The sequence below is a fragment of the Janthinobacterium sp. CG_23.4 genome, from assembly GCF_029892305.1.
In the GTDB taxonomy this organism is placed as follows: Bacteria; Pseudomonadota; Gammaproteobacteria; order Burkholderiales; family Burkholderiaceae_D; genus Janthinobacterium; species Janthinobacterium lividum_D.
This window is the reverse complement of the sequence record NZ_JARXUX010000001.1, coordinates 2,862,470-2,885,794: the sequence shown is the minus strand read 5'-3', so window position 1 is coordinate 2,885,794 and position 23,325 is coordinate 2,862,470. Positions and strand designations below refer to the sequence as shown.

The window sequence follows — 23,325 nt, the reverse complement described above, 5'->3', positions numbered from 1 at the left end:
TTTCAAAGAGCAAGCGCTCACCATGCGCATCGAGATGATCTGCGTCATCTCGATGAGGGCAAAAAATGGGTGTGGAGAGCGATGGAACCGTTATGGATTGCTCAGCTAACTCGGTTTGCCGGAGGTAATAGAGGAAGTTTGACGCGCAGTTGCAGCTGATCGAGGATCAGGCCTATGCAGTCGCTCACGGACAGCGTGCTCGTATCGAGGACCAGGTGCGCCGTCCCAGGCACTTCGTAAGGTGCCGATATGCCGGTGAAGTCCAAAATCTCTCCGCACCGGGCTTTCCGGTACAAGCCCTTCACATCGCGTGTTTCACAGACTGCCAGCGGACATTTTACATAGACCTCGAACAGGTCGGGCGCGCCGATGATGTCGCGCACCATGGCACGGTCTGCATCGAGCGGCGATATGAAGGCAGCGAGCGTGATGACGCCTGCCTGTACCGTCAGCCTGGCCACTTCGGCGACGCGGCGCAGATTCTCATGCCGCTCCTGGGCGGAAAACCGCAGGTCTGCGCATAGGCCCTGTCGCATGTTGTCGCCGTCCAGCACCAGCGTGTGCCGGCCCTGGCAATGCAGCGCATGTTCCAGCGCCATGGCCAGCGTGGACTTACCGGCGCCGGACAAGCCGGTGAACCAGATCACCAGCGCACGATGGCCGTTAAGCTGTTCGCGCGCGTCGCGCGTCACACTAGAATGCTGCCAGAAAAGGTTGTTGTTCATGGAGTCGAGCTTATTTCATTGCACAGTCGCCATTGTCCACCATGGCGGGCAAGGGGCGCTAGCAAATGCCAAGTGCGACACTGGGTTGATGTACCGTATTCGTCGGATGTTGTAGCAGGGCTATGGGCTGAGCGTGGCCCTGGTCCTAGGTCATGGTTTTCGCATCGCCGCTGGCGCGCTGTTGAGCACTGCGGCGTAGCTGTCGACGACGCCCTTGATCAGGTCGTTTCCCGAATGGTCGTAGAAGAGGCGGTCCTCGATCTCCGAGCGCAGATATGGATGCCCTGCATGTCCGGCATCTGGCCACGAAGGTCTGCATGGCCTTGATCTTGTTCATGGCGATTGTTCATCTTATGTGAAAAGTGTAAGTCGATTATGCACTAATTATCTGAGGCCTGTTTTTGCCTAGAATAGCGCCATCTCTATTGAAGCGAGGAAACACCATGCACCAGGCCGCATCTTCTGCGCCACACGATATTTCGCCCGCCATGGTGCTGTTGCTAGCCATCTCGTCCGGCCTGATCGTGGCCAACCTGTATTACGCGCAAACCCTGGTCGGGCCCATTAGTGCATCGACTGGCCTGTCGGCCAAGGCGGCCGGACTGATCGTCACCCTGACCCAAGTGGGCTACACCCTGGGCTTGCTGTTTATTGTGCCGCTCGGTGACTTGCTGGAAAATCGCCGCCTGATTATCACGGCCCTGCTGGTGACGGCCATGGCCTTGATGGTGGCAGCCCTTTCCACGGGCACCATCGTGTTCCTGGCCGCCGCGCTGGCGATCGGCCTTGGTTCCGTGGCGGCGCAAGTGATCGTGCCGTTTGCCGCCCACCTGTCGCAGGAAGCGACGCGGGGGCAAACGGTGGGCAAGGTGGTCAGCGGCTTGTTGATGGGTATCATGCTGGCCCGTCCCGTGGCCTCGCTGGTGGCCGCGCACGCCAGCTGGCACGTGGTGTTTGGCGGCGCCGCCGTGCTGATGCTGGCGCTGGCGGCTGTCCTGCGTCGCGCCTTGCCCGCGCGCCAGCCTGTCGCCAATATGCGCTATCCGGCCTTGATGGCCTCGTTGTGGCATCTGCTGCTGGGCACCCCCGTGCTGCGCCGCCGCGCCGCTTATCATGCGGGCCTGTTTGGCGCCTTCAGCCTGTTCTGGACCGTCACCCCGCTGGTGCTGGCCAGTGCCGCGTTCGGCCTGTCGCAAACGGGCATCGCCATCTTTGCCCTGGTGGGCATGGCGGGCGCCTTTGCCTCGCCCATCGCCGGCCGCCTGGCCGATGCGGGCCATACCTTGCCGGCCACGGCCGCCGCGCTGGTGCTGGGCATCAGCGCCTTTGCCTTGCCGATGTTTGCGCCAGAGTCGAAACATGTAGCGCTGGGCTTGCTGGTCATCGCTTCCATCGTGCTCGACATGGGCGTGGCAGCCAACCTGGTTCTGGGCCAGCGCGCCATCTTCAGCCTGGGCGCGGAAGTGCGGGGCCGTTTGAATGGCCTGTATTTCGCGCTGTTCTTTGCCGGTGGCGCGGCTGGCTCTGCCATCGGCGCCTGGGTGTATGCCAGCTACGGCTGGCCAGCAACGTTGTTCACTGGCATGGCGTTTCCGGGCCTGGCCCTGCTGGTGTGGCTGGCAGAATTTGTACCACTGGCTACGCGCCGCACGGCTTGAAACCCTGCTCGCGCGCCATTATCACTGGCAGATATTTCTATCATCATGAATATAAAGTGGCATGAAATGCCGCAATGGCGCAAGATGCTTTCGTCTCCTCTATCTCCTCCAAGGAAATAGATTTAGCCCGCTCCCGCAGCGGGCATTTTTTTGTCTATTGACATTAAATCACTAGCAGATCGAGCGCACGCATGAAGTTCGCTGCCTGCGCATGCGTGATGACGGCACCCTTGAGCAAGGATGCATCGCTCAAGGTAAAGCCGTCGATGTCGGCGCCGCGCAAGTCGGTCCCCTGGAATTTCGCCAGTTTGATGGTGGCGTTGCGCAGGCTGCAGTCTTCGAAGACGGCGTCGCGGAAATCGCAGCCGGCCAGGTAGGCGTCAGAAAAGTCCAGCTGTTTCAAGATCGCCTTGCGGAAGGAAAAACCGCGCAAATCGGCGCCCACCAGCAGGCTGTCTTCGAAGCTGAGGCCCAGATGGGCTACTTCCTCGAAAGATGCGCCCGTCAACTTGCAGCCCCGGTAGGTGACCGAGGCCAGCTTGGCGCGCCGCCATGTCGTGTTGTTCAGGTCGCAGCCTTCAAACGTGGCATCGACGGCGTCGACGGATTCAAAATCGGCACTGCCGGCGCGACAGCGGCGCCAGGTGCTGCGCGCCAACTTGCTGGCGAACAAGCTCGTTAGGGCCAAGGTGCAGCGCTCAAAGGTGCAGCCCTGCAAATCGAGGCGCGACAAGTCTGCGTCGTCGAAAGCGCAATCGATGAAGTGGTGCACGGATTGCGCCAGTTGTTGCTCGATGCCGGCGCGGTCCAGGGTCATGCCGCTCACTGCGGTAGTGTGTGTTGTCATGCGTCTCATTCCTAAAGAAAAAAGCAGGGGAGCAATGGTGCGGCGGAAAACATGAGGTGATCAGCGTTTCTTCGGCCAACTGCGCCGGCGTGATCACTTCCTGTCCCGCCAGGCGATGCTGGTGCTTGACCACCAAATCCTGCTCGTAGGCACGCTGCTTCGAAATGCACGGTGATGCGAGGCAGCGGGTCGGGCGTGACCAGCATGTCGATCTCGTCATTGATCAGCGCACCGATGCCGCCGAACTGGAACTTCTGTTTCACGTCGACATCGACGTCGCGCAGCACGGCCAAGAGTAGACGTTCGAGCATGACTCACATGAATTTTTATAATGGATGTATTAAATTTTACCATTATTTTTTATGGATCAGAGTGGCTATGATGTGCTCATACTTCACAAGGAGCAGCGTCATGACCGTCACGACACACAATCTGGGTTACCCGCGCATCGGCGCCAAACGCGAACTGAAATTCGCCCTGGAAGATTACTGGAAGGGCCAAAGCACGCTGGAAGCGCTGCAAGGCCAGGCTGCCGAATTGCGCCAGCGCCAATGGCAAGACCAGAACGCGTTGGACCTGGTGCCCGTGGGCGACTTTTCCTTGTATGACCAGGTGCTGGATCTGAGTTTTACGCTTGGCAACTTGCCGCAGCGCGTGCGCGGCTTGCACGGCGCGGCGCTCGATAACTATTTCCGTGTGGCCCGTGGCCGCTCGGCCAGCGACAGCGAGTGCAGCTGCGTCCACGCGGGCGAAATGACGAAATGGTTCGACACCAATTACCACTACATCGTGCCGGAATTCGCAGCCGACACCCAATTCACGCTCGACAGCTCCCGCTTGCTGCAGCAACTGGCGCAAGCGCGCCAGCTCGGCGTGAAAGCCAAGCCCGTGCTGATCGGTCCCGTTACGTATTTGTGGCTGGGCAAGGCCAAGGATGATTCCGACAAGTTGGCGCTGCTGCAAGGCTTGCTGCCCGTCTACGTGCAATTGCTGCAGGCACTGGCCGCGCAGGGCGTGGAGTGGGTGCAGATTGATGAACCGATTCTGGTCACCGAACTCGACAGCGCCTGGCAGCAGGCGCTGGTGACAGCCTACGACGCCTTGAGCAAGGTCAATCACGTCAAACTGCTGCTGGCCACGTATTTCGGCAAGTTGCAAGACAACCTGGCACTGGCGTGCAAATTGCCCGTGCAAGGCTTGCACCTGGACGCCGTGAATGCCCGCGATGAAGTGGCGCAAGTGATCGCCCAATTGCCCGCCAGCAGCGTGCTGTCGCTGGGTGTGGTGAATGGGCGCAATATCTGGAAGACGGACTTGAACGCGGTGCTGGCATGGCTGGAACCGGTGCACTCGAGCCTGCAGTCGCGTCTGTGGATTGCTCCGTCATGCTCGCTGCTGCACGTACCTGTTGACCTCGACAGCGAACAAAAGCTCGATGCCGATATCCGTTCCTGGCTGGCCTTTGCGCGCCAAAAACTCGATGAAGTGCACACCATTGCTGGTGCCCTGAACCATGGTCGCGCCAGTGTGCAGGCGGCGCTCGATGCCAACCATGGCGCCGTCGAAACGCGTCGCCAGTCGCGCCGCGTGCATAATCCGGACGTCAAAGCGGCCGTGGCCCGCATCGATGCGAGTCTGGGCCAGCGCGCCAGCGGCTATGCCGTGCGTGCCGCCAAGCAAGCTGCACTGCTGCAACTGCCACTGTACCCGACGACGACCATCGGCTCCTTCCCGCAGACGGCGCACATTCGCCAGGCGCGCAGCCAGTTGCGCAGCGGTCAGCTCGATGAGGCCAGTTACAAGAAGCTGATGCAGGAGGAAATCGCCCATTGCGTCAAGGAACAGGAAGCGCTGGGCTTGGACGTCTTGGTGCACGGCGAAGCGGAACGCAACGATATGGTCGAATATTTTGGCGAACAGCTCGACGGTTACACCTTCAGCCAGTTCGGCTGGGTGCAATCGTATGGTTCGCGCTGCGTTAAGCCGCCTATCTTGTTCGGCGACATCAGCCGCCCGCGCGCCATGACGGTCGAGTGGAGCACTTACGCCCAGTCGCTCACGCATAAACCGATGAAAGGCATGCTGACGGGTCCCGTCACCATCTTGAACTGGTCCTTCGTGCGCGACGACCAGCCCCGCTCCGTGTCGTGCTACCAGCTGGCGCTGGCCATCCGCGCCGAAGTGCAGGAGTTGGAACAGGCCGGCATCCGCGTGATCCAGATCGACGAAGCGGCGCTGCGTGAAGGCTTGCCACTGCGCAAATCGCAATGGGCCGAGTACCTGCGCTGGGCCGTCGAATCATTCCGCATCACGGCCAATGGCGTGGCGGACGAAACGCAGATCCACACGCACATGTGCTACTCGGAATTTAACGACATCATCGCGCAAATCGCCGACATGGATGCGGACGTCATCACGATCGAAACTTCGCGCTCCGACATGGAATTGCTGGATGCCTTCGATGATTTCAACTACCCCAATGAAATCGGGCCTGGCGTCTACGACATCCACTCGCCCAACATTCCAAGCCAGGAACAGATGGTTAAGCTGATGCGCAAGGCGGCCGAGCGCGTCCCCGCGCAGCGCCTGTGGGTCAATCCTGATTGCGGCTTGAAGACGCGTGGCTGGAAAGAAGTCATTGCGGCGCTGGCGAACATGGTGGCGGCAGCAAAAACCTTGCGTGGCGACAACGTGGCCTGAGGATAACGGGGGCAGGGGAGGCGTATATGGTTCAGATATAGCCGGATCGTATTTCTATCATCACAACATACAATTGGATAATGATGCTGCGATGCGCGATCATTCATCTGTCTCCTCTACTTCCTCACAGGAATTAGATTCAGCCCGCTCCCGTAGCGGGCTTTTTTTGTCCGTGCGCTTTACTGTGCTGGCTATCACAGCCTCGTCGCTTGATATACTCGCTCACTTAAACCCACCGTTCAACAGGAGACCAGCTGATGAAGTCTTTGTTGCGTGCCGCCGGCACGCTTGCGCTGACGGTGCTGATGGCGCTGGCAGGATGCTCGGAGGAACGCCATCGCTTGGATCGCCATTTGGCCCAGTTGCATCCGGACACGGTCACAGCGCTGCCGGAGATGGGGTGGCCGGCCGGGACACTGCTGTGTCCGCTGACCACCTACCAGAGCGACCTGGATGGATCGGAGCCTCCCGCGGATAAGGTCAACGCATTCCTGGCGCAAAAACAATTTTTGGGTGATGAAGGCTACTGGTCGCTCATCCTTGTCAAACCGGCGCCAGCCGGCGACAACAGCATTGAACAATTGATTTTCAAGCGCGCAGAGTTTGATGTTGTCAACGATGCGACGGTGCTCAAGCGCGATGCCGAGACAGTGCCGGCGGGGTTTGCACCACAGACCTGCGTACCGGTGGAGCGCGCTCGCGTGCTGCTGACGCGCACGCGAGGTAGCCATCGAAAGCTTGTTATTTTTGGAACGGTCTGAACGAGATATTGATGAAACATATCTCTATCATCACAACATACGATTGGATTGTTATGTTGCGATACGGCATCATTGCACCTGTCTCCTCTACTTCCTCACAGGAATTAGATTCAGCCCGCTCCCGTAGCGGGCTTTCTTTTGGCCTTTTTTGAGCGCAGCCAGGTGCACACGCTTGCTTGCCATCATCGCCATCATGTCACCTTTGTGCGTGCTAGACTGGGCTTTTGGCAGATCAAGGTTGTCTGATACTTCAACTATGTCGCCACACGCTGGAGTCCACGCCCATCCTCGCTCTGTTTCTCGTCATCGGCGCCGGATATGCGCTGGGGCGCGTTAGCGTGTTCGGTTTTTCGCTGGGCGTGGGGGGCGTGTTGTTCGCCGGGCTGGCGCTGGGCGCATTCGCTCCCGGGGCCGTGCCGCCGCCGATGGTTGGCTCCCTAGGCTTGCTGCTGTTCTTGTACGGTATCGGCGTGCAATATGGCGTGCAGTTTTTCGCCGGCTTGCGCGGCGCCGGGCAAAAACACAATTTGATGAAGGGCAGTAGCGCGTTCGACGGCACGATGGCTGTTGCGCCGGCCAAACATGCGGCCGAGGTGCGCAAGCTGTTTGGCAATTCCATTACGGCCACAGCCGAGTTCAGCTATGTCTCGCTGGGCATGGGCATGGTGCTGGGCGTGCTGCTGGGGCTGGTGCCGATACCCTTGCCGTGGATGGGCTCGTTCAGCCTGGGCCTGGCGTCCGGTTTGCCCTTCGTGCAGCAAGTGGGCGCCGATGGCTTGCCCATGCTGGCACTCGGTGCCGTGACGGTGCTGGTGGTGGTGGCATTGGTGGTGATCTTGGGCAAGGTCTTCCTGCGTCTGCCGTTTCCCGAATTGCTGGGCATTGCCGCCGGCGCCACGGGCAACCCGGCCGTGCCGGTATTGGCCAATCGCCTGGCCAAGTCGGACCGTCCCAACCTGGGCGATGCCATGATTTTCCCCAGCATGACCATCGTCAAGATCGTTGCGGTGCAGGTGCTGCTGCATTCATATGGCTGAATTTGGCCAGCATCAGTGCTTCGTCCGCCCTTTTGTCATTGCCTAACATTGCGCGACATGATGAAGTTGCCGAGCTTGCTTACTCTGCAGCCCAATAGCTTATGCCAAAGAAATGCACCACCGACTTGAGCGGGGCAATGGTAGTCAATTACAGCCAATTACAGCCAATTGCAGCCAATTCCAGCCAGCGCAGGCCTTGGTAAAAGGCGTGGCGCTACCCCGATTCTGTTGTACAATCATCGAGAACGGTCGTGCTTTTTTTGTGCGCTGAACTTCCTTGCGTGCAGTCATCACGGCAATCGATAAGAACAAGGAGACAGACATGGACCTGCATTACACGACCGAGGAGACGGCGTTCCGCGACACGGTGCGCGCCTTCCTGGGCACCCATTTGCCCGCCGATTTACAGCGCAAGGTGCGCCAGCATTTGCGCCTGGCGAAAGATGATTATGTGCGCTGGCACAAGATTGTCGCGCAGCAAGGCTGGGCTGCGCCGGCCTGGCCTGTCGAATACGGCGGCACCGGCTGGACCGCCGTGCAGCGCCACATCTGGGAAGACGAGTGCGCGCGCGCCGCCACGCCGCCGATCTTGCCCTTTGGCGTCAATATGGTGGCGCCCGTCATCATGGCCTTCGCCAACGCCGAACAAAAAGCCTATTATCTGCCGCGCATCTTGAACTGCGACGACTGGTGGTGCCAGGGTTATTCCGAGCCGGGCGCCGGTTCCGACCTCGCTTCCCTGAAAACCACGGCCCAGCGCGATGGCGAGCATTACATCGTCAATGGCCAGAAAACCTGGACCACCCTGGGCCAGCACGCCGACATGATCTTTTGCCTGGTGCGCACGGACACGACCGTGCGCAAACAGGAAGGCATCAGTTTCTTGCTCATTGACATGAAAACGCCGGGCATCACCGTACGCCCCATCAGCCTGCTCGATGAAGAGCATGAAGTCAATGAAGTCTTTTTCGACAATGTGCGCGTGCCCGTCAGCAATCTGGTGGGCCAGGAAAACAAGGGCTGGACGTACGCCAAGTATTTGCCGGGCCATGAACGCACGGGCATCGCCGCCGTGGGCCGCTCCAAGCGCGAACTGACCTTCCTCAAGCAACTGGCCATGCAGCAAGCCAAGCGCGGTGCGCCGCTGCTGCACGATCCTGCTTTTGCGGCCAAGGTGGCCCACCTGGAAATCGAATTGATGGCGCTGGAAATGACGGTCTTGCGCGTCATCAGCGACGAGGGCAAGGGGCCGGGAGCGCAGGCTTCCATGCTGAAGGTGCGCGGTTCCGAGCTGCAGCAGCAGCTGACGGAGTTGATGGTCGAAGCCATCGGCCCGCAAGCCCTGCCGTTCGACCCAGCATTTCTCGACGGCAGCGTGCCGCACAGCGCTGGCGGCGACGACCTGGCCGCGCCGCTGGCCGCGTATTACTTCAATTACCGCAAGACATCGATCTATGGCGGCTCGAATGAAATCCAGAAAAACATCATCACGCAGATGATCCTGGGCCTGTAAGGCAGAAGGAGACGACATGGACTTTCACATGAATCAGGAACAGCAGCAATTTGCCGACGCGCTCAGGCGCTGGGCCGACAAGGATTACCCGTTTGAAACGCGCAAGCAGATCGTTCACTCGGCCACGGGCGTCTCCAGCGCCGCCTGGGCCACCCTGGCCGAGCTGGGCATGACGGCCTTGCCGCTACCGTCCGGCGCAGGCGGCTTCGATGGCACGGCCGTCGATATGCTGCTGGTAATGCAGGAACTTGGGCGCGCGCTGGTGGTCGAACCGTATTTCGCCACTATATTGGGGGCCCGCGTTCTCACTCTGGCGGGCGGCCACGAGGGCGTGCTGGAACAGGTGGCCAGCGGCAGCCTGAAGCTCGCTTGCGCGCTCGGTGAGCGGCAGTCGCGCCACGCTATGCACGACATCGCCACCACGGCCACGGCCAGCGGCGACGGTTTCGTGCTCGACGGCGAGAAAACCGTCGTCATCCATGGCGCGCAGGCGGACTTTCTCATCGTCTCGGCGCGCAGTAGCGGCAGCCAGATGGACACGGATGGCATTGCGCTATTGCTCGTGCCTAGTGACGCGCCCGGCGTTTGCGTGCGCGACTACCGCACCATCGACGGCCAGCGTGCGGCCACGGTGACCTTCGTGCAAGTGGTGCTGGGGCATGAGGCTCTGATTGGCCAGGCGGGGCAGGGCTGGCCCGTGCTGGATGCTGCCGTGGATTACGGTGCCACGCTGCTGTGCGCGGAAGCCGTGGGCGCCATGGATGCCCTCTTTGCCGCCACCCTGGACTACCTGAAGACGCGTCAGCAATTCGGCGTGCCGATCGGCAAATTCCAGGTCTTGCAGCACCGCATGGCCGACATGTTCATCCATCTGGAGCAAGCGCGGTCGATGGCCATGCTGGCCGCGGCCAAGGTCGATAGCACCGACGTGGCGGAGCGCCGCCGTGTGGTCTCCGCTGCCAAGGCGCGCGTGGGGCTGGCCGCCACCTTTATCGGCCAGCAAGCCGTGCAATTGCATGGCGGCATGGGTGTGACGGACGAATTGCCCGCCGCCCATCATTTCAAGCGCCTCTCCATGATCGCCCTGACCCTGGGCGATGTGGAGCACCATATCGAGCGCTTTATCGCCCAGCCGGGCTTTTTGCCCACGGAGACCGTATGACCGTATTGACCGGAATCAAACCCAAGCACTGGTATTTCGAAGATTTTACGCAGGGCCTGGAAATCGAGCTGGGCCAGCGCCATGTGACGGAGGCCGAAATCATCGCCTTTGCCACGGATTTCGACCCGCAGCCGTTTCATGTCGACCATGCGGCAGCGGAAAAAACCATCTTCAAGGGCGTCATCGCCAGCGGCTGGCATAGCTGCGGCATGATGATGCGTCTGGTGGTGGACAACTTGCTCAAGCACTCGTCCAGCATGGGCTCGCCCGGCCTGGACAGCATCCGCTGGCTCAAACCCGTGCGCGCGGGCGATACCCTGCACCTGACTTACCAGGTCAAGCAAGTACGGCCATCGACGTCAAAGCCGGACCGTGGCATCGTCATTTCCCTGTGGAGCGTGCGCAACCAGCATGGCGAGGTGGTGACGACGGTGGAAGGCATGGGCATGTTCGGCCGCCGTCCGCTGGCGCAAGCGGAGCAGTCGCATGCGTGACATCGTCGGCATTGCTGGTTTCCAAGCCTTGTCGGGGCAGCATGTGGCCGTTTCCGACTGGCTCACTATTACCCAGCAGCGCATCGACATGTTTGCCGACGCCACGGACGACCATCAGTGGATCCACGTCGATGCCGAGCGCTGCGCGCGCGAGTCGCCCTACGGCTGCACCGTGGCGCACGGTTTCCTGACCTTATCGTTGCTGCCGGCCATGCTGGCCGGTGCCTTGAATATGGCCGGCATCCGCATGGCCATCAACTACGGCTTGAACAAGGTGCGCTTTCCCGCGCCCGTGCCCGTCGGCAGCCGCTTGCGCGCGCGCCTCGACATTATTTCCGTGGATATTTTGCCGGAAGGGGCACAAGTGAACTGGGCCGTCACCATGGAGCGCGAGGGTGACACGAAACCGGTGTGCGTGGCGCAGTTTTTGATGCGCTGCCATGCCTAGTTACTCTATCGCCGACGCGCAATACCTGTCACGTCCCGTTTGCTTGGCGCGGTACAGCAGGGCGTCGGCGGCGCGGATCAGGGCGCTGGGGTCCATGCCTTTGGTGGGCATGACGCTGGCCAAGCCCAGGCTGACGGTGACGTGCGGGCCGACGCTGGACTTGGCGTGCGCGATGTGCAGGGCGTGCACTTCGTCGAGGACGCGCTGGGCCACCACTTCGGCCCCTTCGCGCGTTTCCTGCGGCAGCAGGATGATGAATTCCTCGCCGCCGTAACGCGCCAGCAGGTCAGACGAGCGCACGGCGCAGCGGCGCAGGGCGGCGCTCACCTGCTGCAGGCACAGGTCCCCCGCCTGGTGTCCATACGTGTCGTTGTAATGCTTGAAGTGGTCGATGTCGGCCATGATGATGGCCATCGGCATGCCGTCACGTGCGCAGCGTCGCCACTCGCTATCCATGGTCTCGTTTAAGCTGCGCCGGTTGGCCACGCCCGTCAGCGTGTCGGTCAGCGACAATTCGCGCATGGCGTCGGCTTGTCGCTTGATGGTCAGCTGGCTGCGCACGCGGGCGCGCACGACGGCCGCGTTGAACGGCTTCGTGATGAAATCGACCGCGCCCGCTTCCAGCGCCCGCGTCTCGTCTTCGGGCTGGTTCAGGGCGGTGACGAAAATGACAGGAATGGCACTCAGTATGGCCGATGCGCGCAGCGCATTGCAGACGGCGTAGCCATCCATGCCGGGCATGACAGCGTCGAGCAGGATCAGGTCCGGCAGTTGATTATGTGCAATTTCCAGTGCTTTTACACCGCTTAGTGCGAACAACACCTCGTGTTCCTCGCGCAGCAACTGGTGCAAAATCTGGATGTTTTCCATGGCGTCATCGACGATAAGGATACGCCCGTTCATGGCAAGGTCGGTCCAGCTCACTTGTTTTCCTCTCGTTTTAGCTGATCGAGCACGAGTTTTTCCGCCTCAGAAAAGTTCAATGTTTCAATCGCGTTTGCCATCGCCAGCGCCGCTTCCCGGTCTGACTGTTCGATGACAGGGTGCAGGACACGGAATTGCGCCAGCGCCTTCAGGTTGTGGTTGCGGATTAAGACGAGCAGTTCGGCCAGGCCATCGCGCAGGTCGACCTGCCCGCTGGCCGGCGCGCTCTGTGCCGGTTGGCTGCGTCGCAGGGGCGAGGGCAGGGTGCGTGCCGCTTCGATGACTTCGGCCATCGCCAGTTCCAGTTGCACCAGCAAGTCTGTGCTGGCGCGCGCGTGTCCCTCTTTTAGTGCCTTTTCCACAGCGCCAGCCAGGCTGGCGATGTGGACGGCGCCCAGGTTGGCTGCCACGCCGCACACGCGGTGCAGCAACTGCTTTGCCTGCAGCGTCCGGCCTTCGGCCAGCAGGCGCCGGGTTTCCTCGACGGCGTCGCCTTGCGAATTTTCAAAACGCTTGAGCAGTGCCAGGAAGGCGCCGTAATCGCCGCCGAAGCGCTGCAGGGCTGCAGCCAGGTCGATGCCGGGCACCGTGGCCGGCACTTGCGGCATGGGCGCGGCGGCTTGGTCGGTCTGGGTGGCGCTGTCACCCGCGCCGCCGGTTGCCGGCACCAGGCGGTTCAGGGTCTCGATCATGTCGTCGACATTGATGGGCTTGGCCACATGCGCATTCATGCCGCTGCTAATGGCGCGCAGGCGGTCCTCGTGCATGGCATTGGCCGTCATGGCGACGATGGGAAGATCCGGCAAGCCCAGCGCGCGTATGGCCAGCGTGGCGTCGTAGCCGTTCATGACGGGCATCTGCAAATCCATCAGCACCACGTCCCAGGCGTCAGGTGTGCTGGTGAGCAAGTCGACTGCCAGCTTGCCGTTGGCGGCCACGTCCACGCGCGCGCCCGAGTGCAGCAAGATGTATTGTGCCACTTCCTGGTTGATTTCATTGTCTTCTACCAGCAGCACGCGCATGCCTTCCAGCAAGCCCGACAGGGGCGTCGAGACGGGCAGCGCCGATGGTGCGCTGCGCCCTTCGCGCACGGCGGTGACGGCCGCCAGCAGGCGCGCCGGGGTGGCCGGTTTCGAGACGATGCCGGCCAGCATCAGGCTGTCGGCCAGGCGTTCGAGGTTTTCGCGGTCCGGTTCGGCCACCAGCATGATCACGGGCGGCAGTAGCAAGTGCGCGGCGGCGCGCATCTCGGTGAGCAAGGAAATGCCATCCATGTCGGGCATGGCCGCGTCGAGTAGCACCAGGTCTGCCGGCGGCAGGCCATCGAGGCCGCCAGCGCTGGCGTGCAGTAGCGCCAGGCCAGCGGCGCCACTGTCGGCGCTGCGGCTGTACCAGCCCTGCGCCGCGCACCAGTGTTCCAGCATGGCGCGCACGCTGGCGTTGTCGTCGATGATGAGCAGCGACAGCGCCGTAGGTGCGCTCTTGTCTGGCGGCTTGGACTGCGGCGCCACCTTATCGAAGCGGCAGCTGAAGCGGAAATCGGAGCCTTCGCCGAGCGCGCTTTTCACGCTGAGATTGCCTCCCATCAATTCCACCATGCGCCGGCAGATGGCCAGCCCGAGTCCCGTGCCGCCATATTTGCGGCTGGTGCTGCTGTCGCCCTGTGAAAATGCGTCAAAGATGCGTTCCTGCTCGACCGCGCCGATGCCGATGCCCGTGTCGCGCACGGAAAACTCCAGCGTTGCGCTGGCCGCATCCTCGGCCAGCATGGCGATGGCCAGCACCACTTCTCCCTGCGAGGTGAATTTGACGGCGTTGCCGACCAGGTTGATGAGGATTTGTTCCACGCGCAGGGCGTCGCCGATCAGGTCGTCCGGCACGCCCGGTGCCAGCACGAATACAGGCTCCACGCCGCGCGCCCAGGCGCTGCTGGCGAGCAAGACGCCTATGCTGTCGAGCATGCGTTCGAGCTGGAAGCGCCGCTGTTCCAGCATCATCTGTCCTGCCTCGATTTTGGAAAAATCCAGCACGTCATTGACGATATTGAGCAGCGACTGCGTGGCCATCTGGATCTTGCCGACATAGCTGCGCTCGCGCCGCTCCAGCGGCGACTCTTCGAGCAGGCGCGCCAGGCCGATGATGGCGTTCATGGGCGTGCGGATTTCATGGCTCATGTTGGCGACGAATTCGCTCTTCGCCGTGCTGGCCGCCTCGGCCTTGTCGCGCGCGCGCACCATTTGCTCATTGAGCTCGTACAGGCGCAATTGCGTGTGCTTGAGTTCGGACACGTCCGAGGCCAGGACGAAGAAGCCGCGCACGCCACCGCTGTCGTCGATATCGGGGATGTAGTTGGTCCAGGTATGGCACACCTGGCCGGTGGCACTGAGCAGATCGCGCTCGAAGCTTTGCGGCCGGCCTGCCAGTACGCCCTGGACATGGTGCGCATACACGTCGAACAGTTTCTGCCCCAGCAATTCGCGCATGTGGATGCCGTCGAGCTCGGCGCTGCTGCGGCTGAACCATTCATTATAGAAATTATTTGCAAATCGGCAACGCAAATCGGCGCCCCAGTACGCCACCATGCCGGGCAGGTTGTCGGTGACGGTGCGGATGAAGCGTTCGCTCTGCTCGAGGCGCAAGGTGGTGGCGTGCAGCACTTCGGTAGCGCGCTTGCGCTCCGTGATATCGATCGACACCCCCAGCACGTGGCTGGCACGCCCGGCATCGTCGCGCAAGACTACCTTGCGCGTGGTGAAGTGGCGCGTGCTGCCGTCGGCCGCGTTGAGCGCTTCCTGTTCGATTTCCACCATCTGCCCGGTGGCCAGCAGCTTGCGGTCGGCGCTGAAGAAGGCGGCCGCCTGCTGCGGCGGGAAGAACTCGTGATCGGTCTTGCCCAGCAATTGCTCGCGCGAGCGTCCCAAGGTCAGTTCTGCGTGGCGGTTGACTATTTCAAAGCTCAGCTTGTCGGCGCGCTTGACGAAAATCATGGCCGGGATGTTTTCGATGATGCTGCCGAACAGATGCTTCGAACGGCGAAACTCTGCTTCACTGCGCTTGCGCTCGGTAATGTCCAGCCACAGGCCCGAGACACCCAGCAACTGCTGTTCTGGGCCGAAAATCGGATGGTACGAGACGATACAGTCACTGAGCTGTTCGCGCTGCCGTCCGCTATGGCCGTTCAACTCCCGGTCAACGATCGGCATGCCCGTCTGCAGCACCTGGCGCACGCAGCGCTCGACGTCCGCGCGCACGGTGTCGTCGACCAGCATGGCGCCCACGGGACGGCCCAGATGCTCGGTTACGCTGGCGCCGTTGATGGCGGCCAGGTAATGGTTGATCATGACGATGCGCAAGTCCAGGCCCACGAACAGCATGCCGATGGGCGCCGTCGCGTACACGGTTTCGAGCAGGCGCGTGGATTTTTCCAGGGCCAAGGTGCGCTCGGCCACCAGGCTTTCGAGTTGCGTGCGGTGGCGCCGCAGGTCGCGCTCCAGCGCGCCCAGGGCGCTGGCCATGTCAGCCGATTCGCGGTCCGCGTGCTTGTTCGATAGCAAGGGTTTGCCCTGTGCCAGCGCGTGGATTTGCTCGGTCATTTCCTGCAAGGTGCGGGCCAGGCGGCCGCCTACGCGCCAAGCCAGGGCATAGCCGGCGCCCAGCAGCAGGGCCAGGATGACAGAAGCGGTGACCACCGAGCCCAGCAGCGCTTCGGCCACCGTGCTGTTGCGCATGGTGACGGCTACTGCCCAACTGTTGTCAGGAGCGCGGCGAAAGCCGGTATACACGTCCAGGCCTTCCAGAGTGTCATGGCGCAACACGCCTTCGCGCGCCTGGCGTATGTGTTCGAGCAGCGGCGCCACGCTGCGCTGGCCCACATAGCGCTGCGGCGCCAGGGTGCGCGCCACATGGATGCCGTCGGCATTGATGATAGCCGCGCCCAAGTAGGCGGGCAGCTGTAGTTCGCGCAGCAGCAAGGGCAGGTAGTCGGGCGGGTACAGCGCCGTCAATACATGGGCGGCACCGTTAGCGCGAGGCAAGGGCAGGTTCAGGGCCAGTTGCGGCATGCCGTCGGGCGTCCTGGAAAGGCTGGTCAGCCGCGCCTTGCCGCTGTCGCGTACGCGTTGCATGCTGGCGGCCCATTTTCGTGGCAAGGGAGGCGCTGCCTGGCTAGCCGGCACCGCAGTATTGATCAGCTGGCGTCCCTCGGTGTCGGACACGATGAAGGCACTGATGGCCAGGCCCGGCTGCAGCAGGCTGTCGCTCAGGGCGCGCAGGGCGCCGATGTCGTCCGCTTGCAGGGCGGCCGAGGCGGCGAGGATGCGCGCAGCCATCTCGGCGCCATTGAGGTCGCGTTCGACGGCGGCGGCGACTGCCCGCGCCGCTTGCGCCGTTTCGCTGACGACATGGTCGCGTTCGCGCGTGTAGCTTTGCGCGACGAGCACGAAAAATACCAGCGCCGTCGGAATAACCGAGGCCAGCACCAGCCATGAAATTCTTGAGCGTATCGAAGCCAAAGCTTGCACTCGGAAAGCTCCCAGAATGAATGAGTCGACAGGCAGGCTCAAGCGGCTACTGACTGATCTTGAATGAAATGATGCTAGACGAAATTGATTGCTCTGACAAGCCTAGTTTCCGCAATGAAAAAAAGCTTGTGCCAGGCATGCCGATGCAGCGCCGCGCTGCGCCGATGGCAGGCGGGCGAGGTGGGCATCGTGCATGGTTTTGTTGTGATAATGACTGGCAGGTCAGAAAAAGACGGCGATGCGGGGGATGATCGCACCGGCATTGCCATATGGCATGTTCGCCCGTACGCTGCCCGTGCTGGCGACGCCGTCGTCGAGTTTGCTGTCGATCTGCTCCGCGTAGCTCTCGGGCAAGTTGTCAAAACGGATACCATTGCCGGCGCGTCCGCCCACTTCATCGTTGTACAGGTAGACGGCGCCGCCTTGGGCGCTGGTCATGAATTGCGAGGTGCCGTTGTAGGCGCCGGTAATGAAGCCGCCCAGCGCCAAGTGCTGCGGCGCGAGGGTGAATTCGCGCGGCTGGCCGTCGCCGATCTGGCCATCGCCATTGCCATTGCCGGCCGAGTTGGGCACGTGCACGGTACCCTGGATATCGTCGCCGGGCAGGGCGCGGAACTTGTCCTGGTAGGCGTTGACGGCGGCCGTCAGTGCATTCGACTGCTGGATGATGTTTTTCACCTTGGCGCTGTCGATCAAGCCTTGTCCTTTCAGCACACCACCGAGCAGCAGGCCGATGATGACCAGGACAATGGCGATTTCTACGAGCGTGAAGCCTTGCTGGCGGCGTGGGAGCATGGAAATTCCTTGAAAAAAGTGCAGGGGCCTGATATCGCAGTTTACTGCAAATATTATCGGCTGCGCATGGCATTTTGGATGCTGGCTCATGGCGCCGCCTTTGCTTTCCTCTTGCTCAGTTCGTCGAGCCGGCGCGCCAGGAAAGCGAGCTCGTGCGGATCGCTGATTTGCCCGCTGGCGATCAGGCCGCCGATCAGCAGGCGGGCGCTGTCGAGTTGATCCATGTCTTCCAGGATGAACGCTTCCATCTCGCGCACCCAGGACGGCACTTGCGGCCCTGCCGCCAGTTGGCGCAGTGCGCGCGCGTAGACTAGCGCCAGCGGCAAGTCGTGCAACTGGTGTTTTGCCACCAGTACCGCCTGCGCCATGGCAGGCCAGCGGTGCTGCGGGTCGGTGGCAAAGCTGTCGGCGACAAAGGCCAGCATGCGCCGCGCGCGCTGTGGATCGGCCACGCCCGCATATACGACACTGGCGGCCAGCAGCGCAGATTGGCTGCGCGGATCGAGCGTTTGCGCCGTCTCCAGCCAAGCCGCCAGGCGGTCATAATCGAGTTGGCGCCACGGCAGGCTGAGGCCGGGCTGGTCTTCGAACGATTGCAGGTACAGCAACATAGCCTTCGACATCGCCAGCGGCTCGCCCAGGCTGGCTAAGCGTGCCACGGCGGCCGGCGGCGGGGCAGGCAGCGGCTGTGCCTGGGCGGGAGCGTACTGCTGCGACAGGCGCCAGCCCAGCTGCAGCAGCAGGCAGGCAGCCAGCAGCCAGCACAGAGGGCGTGGCACGCTCGACCAGGGACGCGGCGCGCCAGCCATCAGATGTTGCGGCGGTAAAAGTCGCACAGCGCGCAACTGCTCAACAAGCCGACATAGATGGCCGTCTGCAGCGCCACGCGGCCCAGCGCTTGCCAGTCGCCGCTCGCATACAGCAGCCACTCCGTGCGCGTAAAGTCGTCCAGGCTGGGCAAGAGCAGGGCCAGCACGTCGATGCTGGCTGCCGTTGCCCGCTGCAGCCAAGAGTCGCCCGTCTGGCCGCCGTGCGCCAGCAGTTGCAGGCTGCCCAGCATGCGCGCCAGCAGATAGAAGCTGCCGGTAGCGGCCAGCGCGGGCAAGGCCTGTTGCAGGCTGGCCGCGCACAGCAGGCTGAAGGCGGCGACGATCCACAGTTCTGCCAGCAGGGACAGGGCCCACAGTGCGCTGTGCGCAGGCGCGGCGAACAGCGCCATCAGCAGGCCAAACAGCACGGCGGGCACGCCCGCCAGTGCTGCGTAGCCCAGCAACTTGCCCAGCAGATAGGCTGCGCGCGGCATGGGCAGTGCCAGCAGCAACTCTAGCCCCCTATCGGCCGCTTCGCGCGCCATGCTGGTGATGATGAACGTGGACAGCAGGAAGACGCTGGCCAGGCGCAAGGTGGCCGCCAGCAGCGCCGCCTGCACGGCGCCGCTTTCCGTCAGCGCCAGTTGCTGCAGGAAGCCGGCCAGGCCGGCGCAGCCGCAGGCGGCCAGCACGAATAGCCACAGCAGGCGGCTACGCAGCGCTTCGAGCAGCGTGTAGCGGGCGATGGTGAGCGCTGGTGTGAGCATGGCCGGGCGCATCAGCGGGGCAGCCTTTGCGCCACCACCATGCGGTTGAACAGGATGTTCGGCGACAGCCAGGCGACCAGGTCGTCGAACTCGCCGCCTGGCTGTTGCGGTCCGCTGGCCGCGCGGCTGATGACGGTGGTGGCGTTCGCGCCATTATTGCGCTCGTCGACATTGTTACCGATAGGCACAGCCTGGCGCTGGCCCTGCAAGCTGGTGGCGCCAAAGCCGTTCTTGCCATAAGACATGATCATGGCGGGGATATCGTTCAGCGCCGTCGCTTGCTGCAGCGCGCCGCCATTGCGCGTGACGATGCTGATGTCGCGCGGCGTCGATAGGCTAAATAGCAGGCCGCTGTCGCTGAAGGCGGGCGTCACGCTGTAGCGCAACAGATTGTTCCAACTGTCGCCCGCACGCAGTCCCAAGGTGGCCCATGGCAGGAAACCGGCGCGTTTTTCACCTCGGCAGCGGCTGCCGCGCCGATCTTCCAGTCCATTGCCGGCGGAGATGGCGGGACACGGCAGGTAGCCGTAGCGCAGCGCGTACCCGGTCAGCGCCTCCTTCGCCTCGTCCAGGGCCTTTTGCGTCTCGGCCACCTTGCGTTGTTCCAGCTGCACCGTCAGCGGCGTGACCAGGCCGCCTATCATCAGGCCCACGATGACGAGCACGATGGCGATCTCGATCAGGGAAAAGCCATGCTGGCGGCGATGCCGCAAAAGACGGGCGTTCATGGCAGGTTGCGCGCGGCGCGCATGCGTTGGTATAGCGTGGGCAAGGTAATCCAGGTCAACATGTCGTCAAAGGTGCCGCCCGGCAGCGCGGTATTGTCGCTGGCAGGGCGGGTGATGAAGCTGCGGCTGGCGCTGGCGCTGTCGTTGGCCGCCTCGTCGAGATTGTCGCGCGCCGTATTGCGTTGCCGCACGCCGCTGGCGGCCATGCCATAGTGATCCTTGCCTTGCGAGAACAGCACGACGGGCAGGCATTGGGCGCTGACGTCGCATTGCGCCTGGCCGGCGACGAAGGCGAAGTCGCCGCGCTCGCCGCGCGTGAGGACGACCCGGTCGGCGATGGCGGAGAACGAGACGATGGGCGCGCGCGCCATTGCCGGCGTGACGCTGTAGCGCAGCAGCTTGCCCCAGGCATCGACGCCCGCCACGCCCAGCGTGACCCAGGGCAGGAAGCCGTTGCATTCGGCGTCGTCGGCGCAGTCGGCGGCCCGCTCGCGCCCATCGAGGGCGGAGGCGGCTGGACGCGGCAGCCGGCCCTGCGTGGCAGCAAAGCCGAGCAAGGCTTCGCGCGCCTGCGCCAGAGTGGCCAGGGTGCGCTGCTGACGCTCGGCCTGCTGCGTATTGCGCCCGAAGGCGCCGATCAGCACACTGGCAGCGGCGAGGCTGAGGACGGCCAGCAGCAGCAGCAGGGCGGCGCCGTGCTGGCGCTGTCGCGGCATCATGGTTGCGTATCCTGCATCTGCTGCATCTGCTGCATCTGCTGCACCTCGGTGACCGTGCCGCTGGCCGGGTCATAGCGCTGGCCAGGCTTGAGTAGCACCACCTGGCCCGTCGACAGGCGCAAAGTCAGTGTGCCCTGCATGCCGGACTTGTCGCGCACGAGACGGTTGTGCGGTTCGTTCTGCGCTTCCTGATTCAGCCAGACAGTGGAGCGGCCACTGCTGCGCAGTAACACGCCATTCAATTCCACGGGCGGTGAAGGCGGCGCTGGCGCTGGCGCTGTGGCCGGCGTCAGGGCCGGATCGGCCGCCGGTGGCCCGTAACGCTGCGCATCGATCTGGGCCCGCTGCTGGGGTGACAGGAATAATCGCCCGAGCTGGGGCGACTGGGCGTGGGCGGTCACTGCGCTGCCGGCCAGCAGCGCGCACAGGACGAGGGTGCACCGGGCGGAGGGGCACAGGATGGGGGGACATCTCATGGCCGCCCCGCTTCGGGCACGGCCATGCTGCCCAGAGTCAGCCATAGCAGCTCGCATTCGGCGCCCACGGTGGGTGGCGCCTCACTGCCGCCGCCGGCCGCTGCCTGGCGCTTGAGCGTGCAATCCTGTACGGCGAAATAGCCGGCCTGGCGCAAATCGTCAAACAGGTTCAGCAAATCCATCTCGTGCAGCAAATCCATGCGCAGGCGCATGCGGCTGCCGCGCAGACGATATTGCCCCATCACCATGGACGATGGCACTTGCAATCCTTGCTGCGGGCTGATGTCATAGCTGATAGGTAACAATTTTCGCTGTTCCTGGCTGCGGCGCATGGTGTCGATCCAGGCCAGGCGGTTTTCTTCGCCGATCAGGCCGCTCTTGCGCAAGGCCAAAAATTGCGGTTCGTAGGCGCGGATTTCCTGCTTTTCCGCTTCCGCGTGGTTGAACAGCGAGGTGGCCGCCGAGCGCGTGCGCCGTGCCATCTCCAATTGTTGCGCTTCGCGTGCGTAATAGGCGGTGCTTAGGCTGAGCAGCACCAGGCTGGCCAGCAGGGTCAGTACAAAGCACAGCGCAGCGTTGCGCACCAGATGCAGTTCTCCCATCCAGGCGGGCAGTGTGCGCCTGGACGTGCCGGCCCGCTTCATGCCGGCCAAGGGCGCTTGCTTGAGCGGGCCGCTCATGGCTGCCACGCGAGCAAGAGCGTAAAGCGGGCCTGGCTGTCCGGCGACGAAGCGGTGCTCTTGCCGGACAGGGCGACGCTGGGGCGCAAGTCCAGTGGCATGGCCTCGATCGTCACCTGCAAGCCCGGCTGGCGCGCCAGGGTTTGCGCGAAGGCCGTGATGGCGGCCAGGGCGGCGCTGTAGTCATTGTTCGGCATGGCCACGTCCGCTTCCAGGCGCAGCGCCTGCGGCGGCGCGACGGGAATGCCTGCCTGGGCGCTGCCGCCCTGCAAGCTGGCGCGCTGCTGCGCTGCCAGGCTGCCTGTGTCGCGCGCGGCGGGCTGGCCCGCATGCCAGTGCAACTGGCTGAGCGCCACCTGCGGTGCCTGGTTCAGCGCGGTGCCCAGCATGCCCAGCAGGCGGCCCGGTTCCGGCGCCTGGCTGGCCATCATTTGGCCCAGGGTCACGGCCACTTTCATGTTTTGCGTCTTGGCCGGCGCTGGCGACTGTGTCGACATGACGCTACGGTAGCGCTCTTGGTAGGACGCCGTCTCTTGCGCCAACTGCTGCGTGGCGGCGTCGGCGCTGATGCCGCTGGACAAGCAAAACACGCACCACAGGGCAGCCGACCCGCCGATCAGCGCACTGGCGCCATACAGCGCATTGCGCGCGCGCCGGAAGTGGTAATAGCGGGCCAGCGTACCGGGCGGATAGTGGCTGGGCGGCGGGTGCTTGCCCAGCAAAGTGAGCAGCAATTCGTCGGCCAGCGCGGGCGTCTGGCGCAAGCCTACGCGTTCGCCTGCCAGCTGCAGGTCGATGAAGTGGTAGGCCACTTCCACACCGTTGTCGCACAACAGTTCAAGCTTGGCGATCTGCGCGGCCGGCGCCAGGATCACGGTATTGAGCACGTCGCCGCGCGCCAGCATGCGCGTGCTGGTGAGAAACTGCCGCGTCTTTTCCGTTTCCAGCGCAATATTCACGGCCACGCCATCGAGCGCGATGGCCAGGGTCTGGCGCGAAAAGCGCAGCTGGCCTTTTTCGTAATAGCTTTGCCGCAAGCCGCCTGATTGCTGCGTTACCAGTAGCAGGTGTTCGTGTGTGATCGACAGTTTTTTCACCAGCGCCACGCTGAGCAGGCTGGTCGAATACATGCCCGCTACCGGTACGCGCAAGTGCTCAAGTGCCTCCGTCCACGGCTGCAGCAAGCTGGGGTTGGTCAGCGCAAAGAACAGTACCTGGTCGTCGTGGCGGCCGGTGCTTTCACGGCCCAGCAGCGTGCTGCCGCGGTAGGGCGTATCGCGGTGCAATTGTTGCTTGCGCCGCTGCAGCAAGGCACGGCCGGCCTTGCCGCGCACGTGGGGCAGCAACTGGTGCTGGAAATCTTCCTCGATCAGGTCCGTCAGCAGGTAAGTGGGGACATCGCGCCGCGCTGTCTGCGTGTCTTGCAGCCATGCGGCGAAGTCGTCCAGCCCGACTGCGCTGGCAGGGAAGGTCTGGCCCTGGCCCAGCCCGCCTTGGTCCCAGTCGTAGGCGCACAGGGCGTCGCTGGTAATGTAGAGTAATTGTTTGCGCAACACGGCGGC

General features: G+C 63.0%; 20 protein-coding genes and 1 pseudogene. 8 read left to right on the top strand and 13 right to left on the bottom strand.

What is annotated here, in order from left to right; all coding sequences use genetic code 11:
• Positions 1–101: 101 nt before the first annotated feature.
• Positions 102–725: an adenylyl-sulfate kinase gene (gene cysC / locus H4V96_RS12860; RefSeq protein ID WP_196855939.1), complete on the bottom strand. Its 624-nt coding sequence runs from the start codon at positions 723–725 to the stop codon at positions 102–104.
• A 443-nt stretch (positions 726–1,168) separates the two neighbouring features.
• On the opposite strand from cysC, the gene H4V96_RS12855 reads away from it, so the two are divergent.
• Positions 1,169–2,383, top strand: a complete 1,215-nt coding sequence (locus H4V96_RS12855) for an MFS transporter (RefSeq protein WP_010399097.1) — start codon at positions 1,169–1,171, stop codon at positions 2,381–2,383.
• A 163-nt stretch (positions 2,384–2,546) separates the two neighbouring features.
• Here the strand turns inward: H4V96_RS12855 and H4V96_RS12850 are convergent, their stop codons facing one another.
• Both H4V96_RS12850 and H4V96_RS12845 read right to left on the bottom strand, forming a co-directional pair.
• Positions 2,547–3,230, bottom strand: coding sequence for a pentapeptide repeat-containing protein (locus tag H4V96_RS12850; protein ID WP_029496483.1), 684 nt, complete (start codon positions 3,228–3,230; stop codon positions 2,547–2,549).
• 55 nt (positions 3,231–3,285) lie between these two features.
• Positions 3,286–3,508, bottom strand: a pseudogene (locus H4V96_RS12845) (LysR substrate-binding domain-containing protein); the annotation flags it as partial.
• Positions 3,509–3,641: 133 nt separating this feature from the next.
• Between H4V96_RS12845 and metE the strand changes: the two are divergent.
• The 7 genes from metE (at position 3,642) to H4V96_RS12810 (ending at position 11,345) form a co-directional block, all read left to right on the top strand.
• The gene (gene metE / locus H4V96_RS12840) at positions 3,642–5,930 is read left to right on the top strand and encodes a 5-methyltetrahydropteroyltriglutamate--homocysteine S-methyltransferase (protein WP_196855938.1); all 2,289 of its coding nucleotides are present in this window, start codon (positions 3,642–3,644) and stop codon (positions 5,928–5,930) included.
• A 257-nt stretch (positions 5,931–6,187) separates the two neighbouring features.
• A complete protein-coding gene (locus H4V96_RS12835) occupies positions 6,188–6,691 on the top strand; it encodes a hypothetical protein (RefSeq protein WP_196855937.1) in 504 nt (167 codons plus the stop codon).
• Between the two features lie 224 nt (positions 6,692–6,915).
• Entirely contained in the window at positions 6,916–7,728 is an 813-nt protein-coding gene (locus H4V96_RS12830; protein WP_280720985.1) for a hypothetical protein, read from the top strand.
• Positions 7,729–8,050: 322 nt separating this feature from the next.
• Positions 8,051–9,241, top strand: coding sequence for an acyl-CoA dehydrogenase family protein (locus H4V96_RS12825; RefSeq protein WP_196855936.1), 1,191 nt, complete (start codon positions 8,051–8,053; stop codon positions 9,239–9,241).
• Positions 9,242–9,257: 16 nt separating this feature from the next.
• On the top strand, positions 9,258–10,403 hold the full coding sequence (locus tag H4V96_RS12820; protein ID WP_196855935.1) for an acyl-CoA dehydrogenase family protein: 1,146 nt from the start codon (positions 9,258–9,260) through the stop codon (positions 10,401–10,403).
• Positions 10,400–10,897: a MaoC family dehydratase gene (locus H4V96_RS12815; protein WP_280720984.1), complete on the top strand. Its 498-nt coding sequence runs from the start codon at positions 10,400–10,402 to the stop codon at positions 10,895–10,897. Before H4V96_RS12820 ends, H4V96_RS12815 begins: the two co-directional genes overlap by 4 nt.
• Complete coding sequence (locus H4V96_RS12810) at positions 10,890–11,345, top strand: MaoC/PaaZ C-terminal domain-containing protein (RefSeq protein WP_010399080.1); 456 nt, start codon at positions 10,890–10,892, stop codon at positions 11,343–11,345. The genes H4V96_RS12815 and H4V96_RS12810 overlap by 8 nt, the downstream gene beginning before the upstream one ends.
• On the opposite strand, the gene H4V96_RS12805 is transcribed toward H4V96_RS12810, so the two are convergent.
• From H4V96_RS12805 to H4V96_RS12760, 10 genes are all read right to left on the bottom strand, one after another.
• Complete coding sequence (locus tag H4V96_RS12805; RefSeq protein ID WP_010399078.1) at positions 11,346–12,269, bottom strand: diguanylate cyclase; 924 nt, start codon at positions 12,267–12,269, stop codon at positions 11,346–11,348.
• Positions 12,266–16,789, bottom strand: coding sequence for a PAS domain-containing protein (locus H4V96_RS12800; RefSeq protein ID WP_196855934.1), 4,524 nt, complete (start codon positions 16,787–16,789; stop codon positions 12,266–12,268). Before H4V96_RS12800 ends, H4V96_RS12805 begins: the two co-directional genes overlap by 4 nt.
• Positions 16,790–17,011: 222 nt before the next feature.
• A complete protein-coding gene (locus tag H4V96_RS12795) occupies positions 17,012–17,584 on the bottom strand; it encodes a prepilin-type N-terminal cleavage/methylation domain-containing protein (RefSeq protein WP_010399075.1) in 573 nt (190 codons plus the stop codon).
• 86 nt (positions 17,585–17,670) lie between these two features.
• A complete protein-coding gene (locus H4V96_RS12790) occupies positions 17,671–18,393 on the bottom strand; it encodes a hypothetical protein (RefSeq protein WP_196855933.1) in 723 nt (240 codons plus the stop codon).
• The gene (locus H4V96_RS12785) at positions 18,393–19,160 is read right to left on the bottom strand and encodes an ABC transporter permease subunit (protein WP_280720983.1); all 768 of its coding nucleotides are present in this window, start codon (positions 19,158–19,160) and stop codon (positions 18,393–18,395) included. The genes H4V96_RS12790 and H4V96_RS12785 overlap by 1 nt, the downstream gene beginning before the upstream one ends.
• A gap of 11 nt (positions 19,161–19,171) precedes the next feature.
• Positions 19,172–19,888, bottom strand: coding sequence for a type II secretion system protein (locus tag H4V96_RS12780; protein WP_196855931.1), 717 nt, complete (start codon positions 19,886–19,888; stop codon positions 19,172–19,174).
• Entirely contained in the window at positions 19,885–20,607 is a 723-nt protein-coding gene (locus H4V96_RS12775) for a hypothetical protein (protein ID WP_196855930.1), read from the bottom strand. The genes H4V96_RS12780 and H4V96_RS12775 overlap by 4 nt, the downstream gene beginning before the upstream one ends.
• Positions 20,604–21,083 (bottom strand): hypothetical protein, encoded by a 480-nt coding sequence (locus tag H4V96_RS12770; protein ID WP_196855929.1) that lies wholly within the window; start codon positions 21,081–21,083, stop codon positions 20,604–20,606. Before H4V96_RS12770 ends, H4V96_RS12775 begins: the two co-directional genes overlap by 4 nt.
• Entirely contained in the window at positions 21,080–21,763 is a 684-nt protein-coding gene (locus H4V96_RS12765) for a hypothetical protein (protein ID WP_010399059.1), read from the bottom strand. Before H4V96_RS12765 ends, H4V96_RS12770 begins: the two co-directional genes overlap by 4 nt.
• Positions 21,760–23,319, bottom strand: a complete 1,560-nt coding sequence (locus H4V96_RS12760; RefSeq protein ID WP_196855928.1) for a hypothetical protein — start codon at positions 23,317–23,319, stop codon at positions 21,760–21,762. Before H4V96_RS12760 ends, H4V96_RS12765 begins: the two co-directional genes overlap by 4 nt.
• Positions 23,320–23,325: the final 6 nt, after the last annotated feature.

Excerpts from the sequence above, each read along its gene's own strand:
- H4V96_RS12795 (WP_010399075.1), bottom strand. The coding sequence starts at position 17,584 with ATGCTCCCACGCCGCCAGCAAGGCTTCACGCTCGTAGAAATCGCCATT.
- H4V96_RS12810 (WP_010399080.1), top strand. The coding sequence starts at position 10,890 with ATGCGTGACATCGTCGGCATTGCTGGTTTCCAAGCCTTGTCGGGGCAG.
- H4V96_RS12790 (WP_196855933.1), bottom strand. The coding sequence starts at position 18,393 with ATGGCTGGCGCGCCGCGTCCCTGGTCGAGCGTGCCACGCCCTCTGTGC.
- H4V96_RS12825 (WP_196855936.1), top strand. The coding sequence starts at position 8,051 with ATGGACCTGCATTACACGACCGAGGAGACGGCGTTCCGCGACACGGTG.
- H4V96_RS12820 (WP_196855935.1), top strand. The coding sequence starts at position 9,258 with ATGGACTTTCACATGAATCAGGAACAGCAGCAATTTGCCGACGCGCTC.
- H4V96_RS12785 (WP_280720983.1), bottom strand. The coding sequence starts at position 19,160 with ATGCTCACACCAGCGCTCACCATCGCCCGCTACACGCTGCTCGAAGCG.
- H4V96_RS12780 (WP_196855931.1), bottom strand. The coding sequence starts at position 19,888 with ATGAACGCCCGTCTTTTGCGGCATCGCCGCCAGCATGGCTTTTCCCTG.
- cysC (WP_196855939.1), bottom strand. The coding sequence starts at position 725 with ATGAACAACAACCTTTTCTGGCAGCATTCTAGTGTGACGCGCGACGCG.
- H4V96_RS12775 (WP_196855930.1), bottom strand. The coding sequence starts at position 20,607 with ATGATGCCGCGACAGCGCCAGCACGGCGCCGCCCTGCTGCTGCTGCTG.
- H4V96_RS12855 (WP_010399097.1), top strand. The coding sequence starts at position 1,169 with ATGCACCAGGCCGCATCTTCTGCGCCACACGATATTTCGCCCGCCATG.
- H4V96_RS12770 (WP_196855929.1), bottom strand. The coding sequence starts at position 21,083 with ATGAGATGTCCCCCCATCCTGTGCCCCTCCGCCCGGTGCACCCTCGTC.
- H4V96_RS12850 (WP_029496483.1), bottom strand. The coding sequence starts at position 3,230 with ATGACAACACACACTACCGCAGTGAGCGGCATGACCCTGGACCGCGCC.
- metE (WP_196855938.1), top strand. The coding sequence starts at position 3,642 with ATGACCGTCACGACACACAATCTGGGTTACCCGCGCATCGGCGCCAAA.
- H4V96_RS12835 (WP_196855937.1), top strand. The coding sequence starts at position 6,188 with ATGAAGTCTTTGTTGCGTGCCGCCGGCACGCTTGCGCTGACGGTGCTG.
- H4V96_RS12815 (WP_280720984.1), top strand. The coding sequence starts at position 10,400 with ATGACCGTATTGACCGGAATCAAACCCAAGCACTGGTATTTCGAAGAT.
- H4V96_RS12765 (WP_010399059.1), bottom strand. The coding sequence starts at position 21,763 with ATGAGCGGCCCGCTCAAGCAAGCGCCCTTGGCCGGCATGAAGCGGGCC.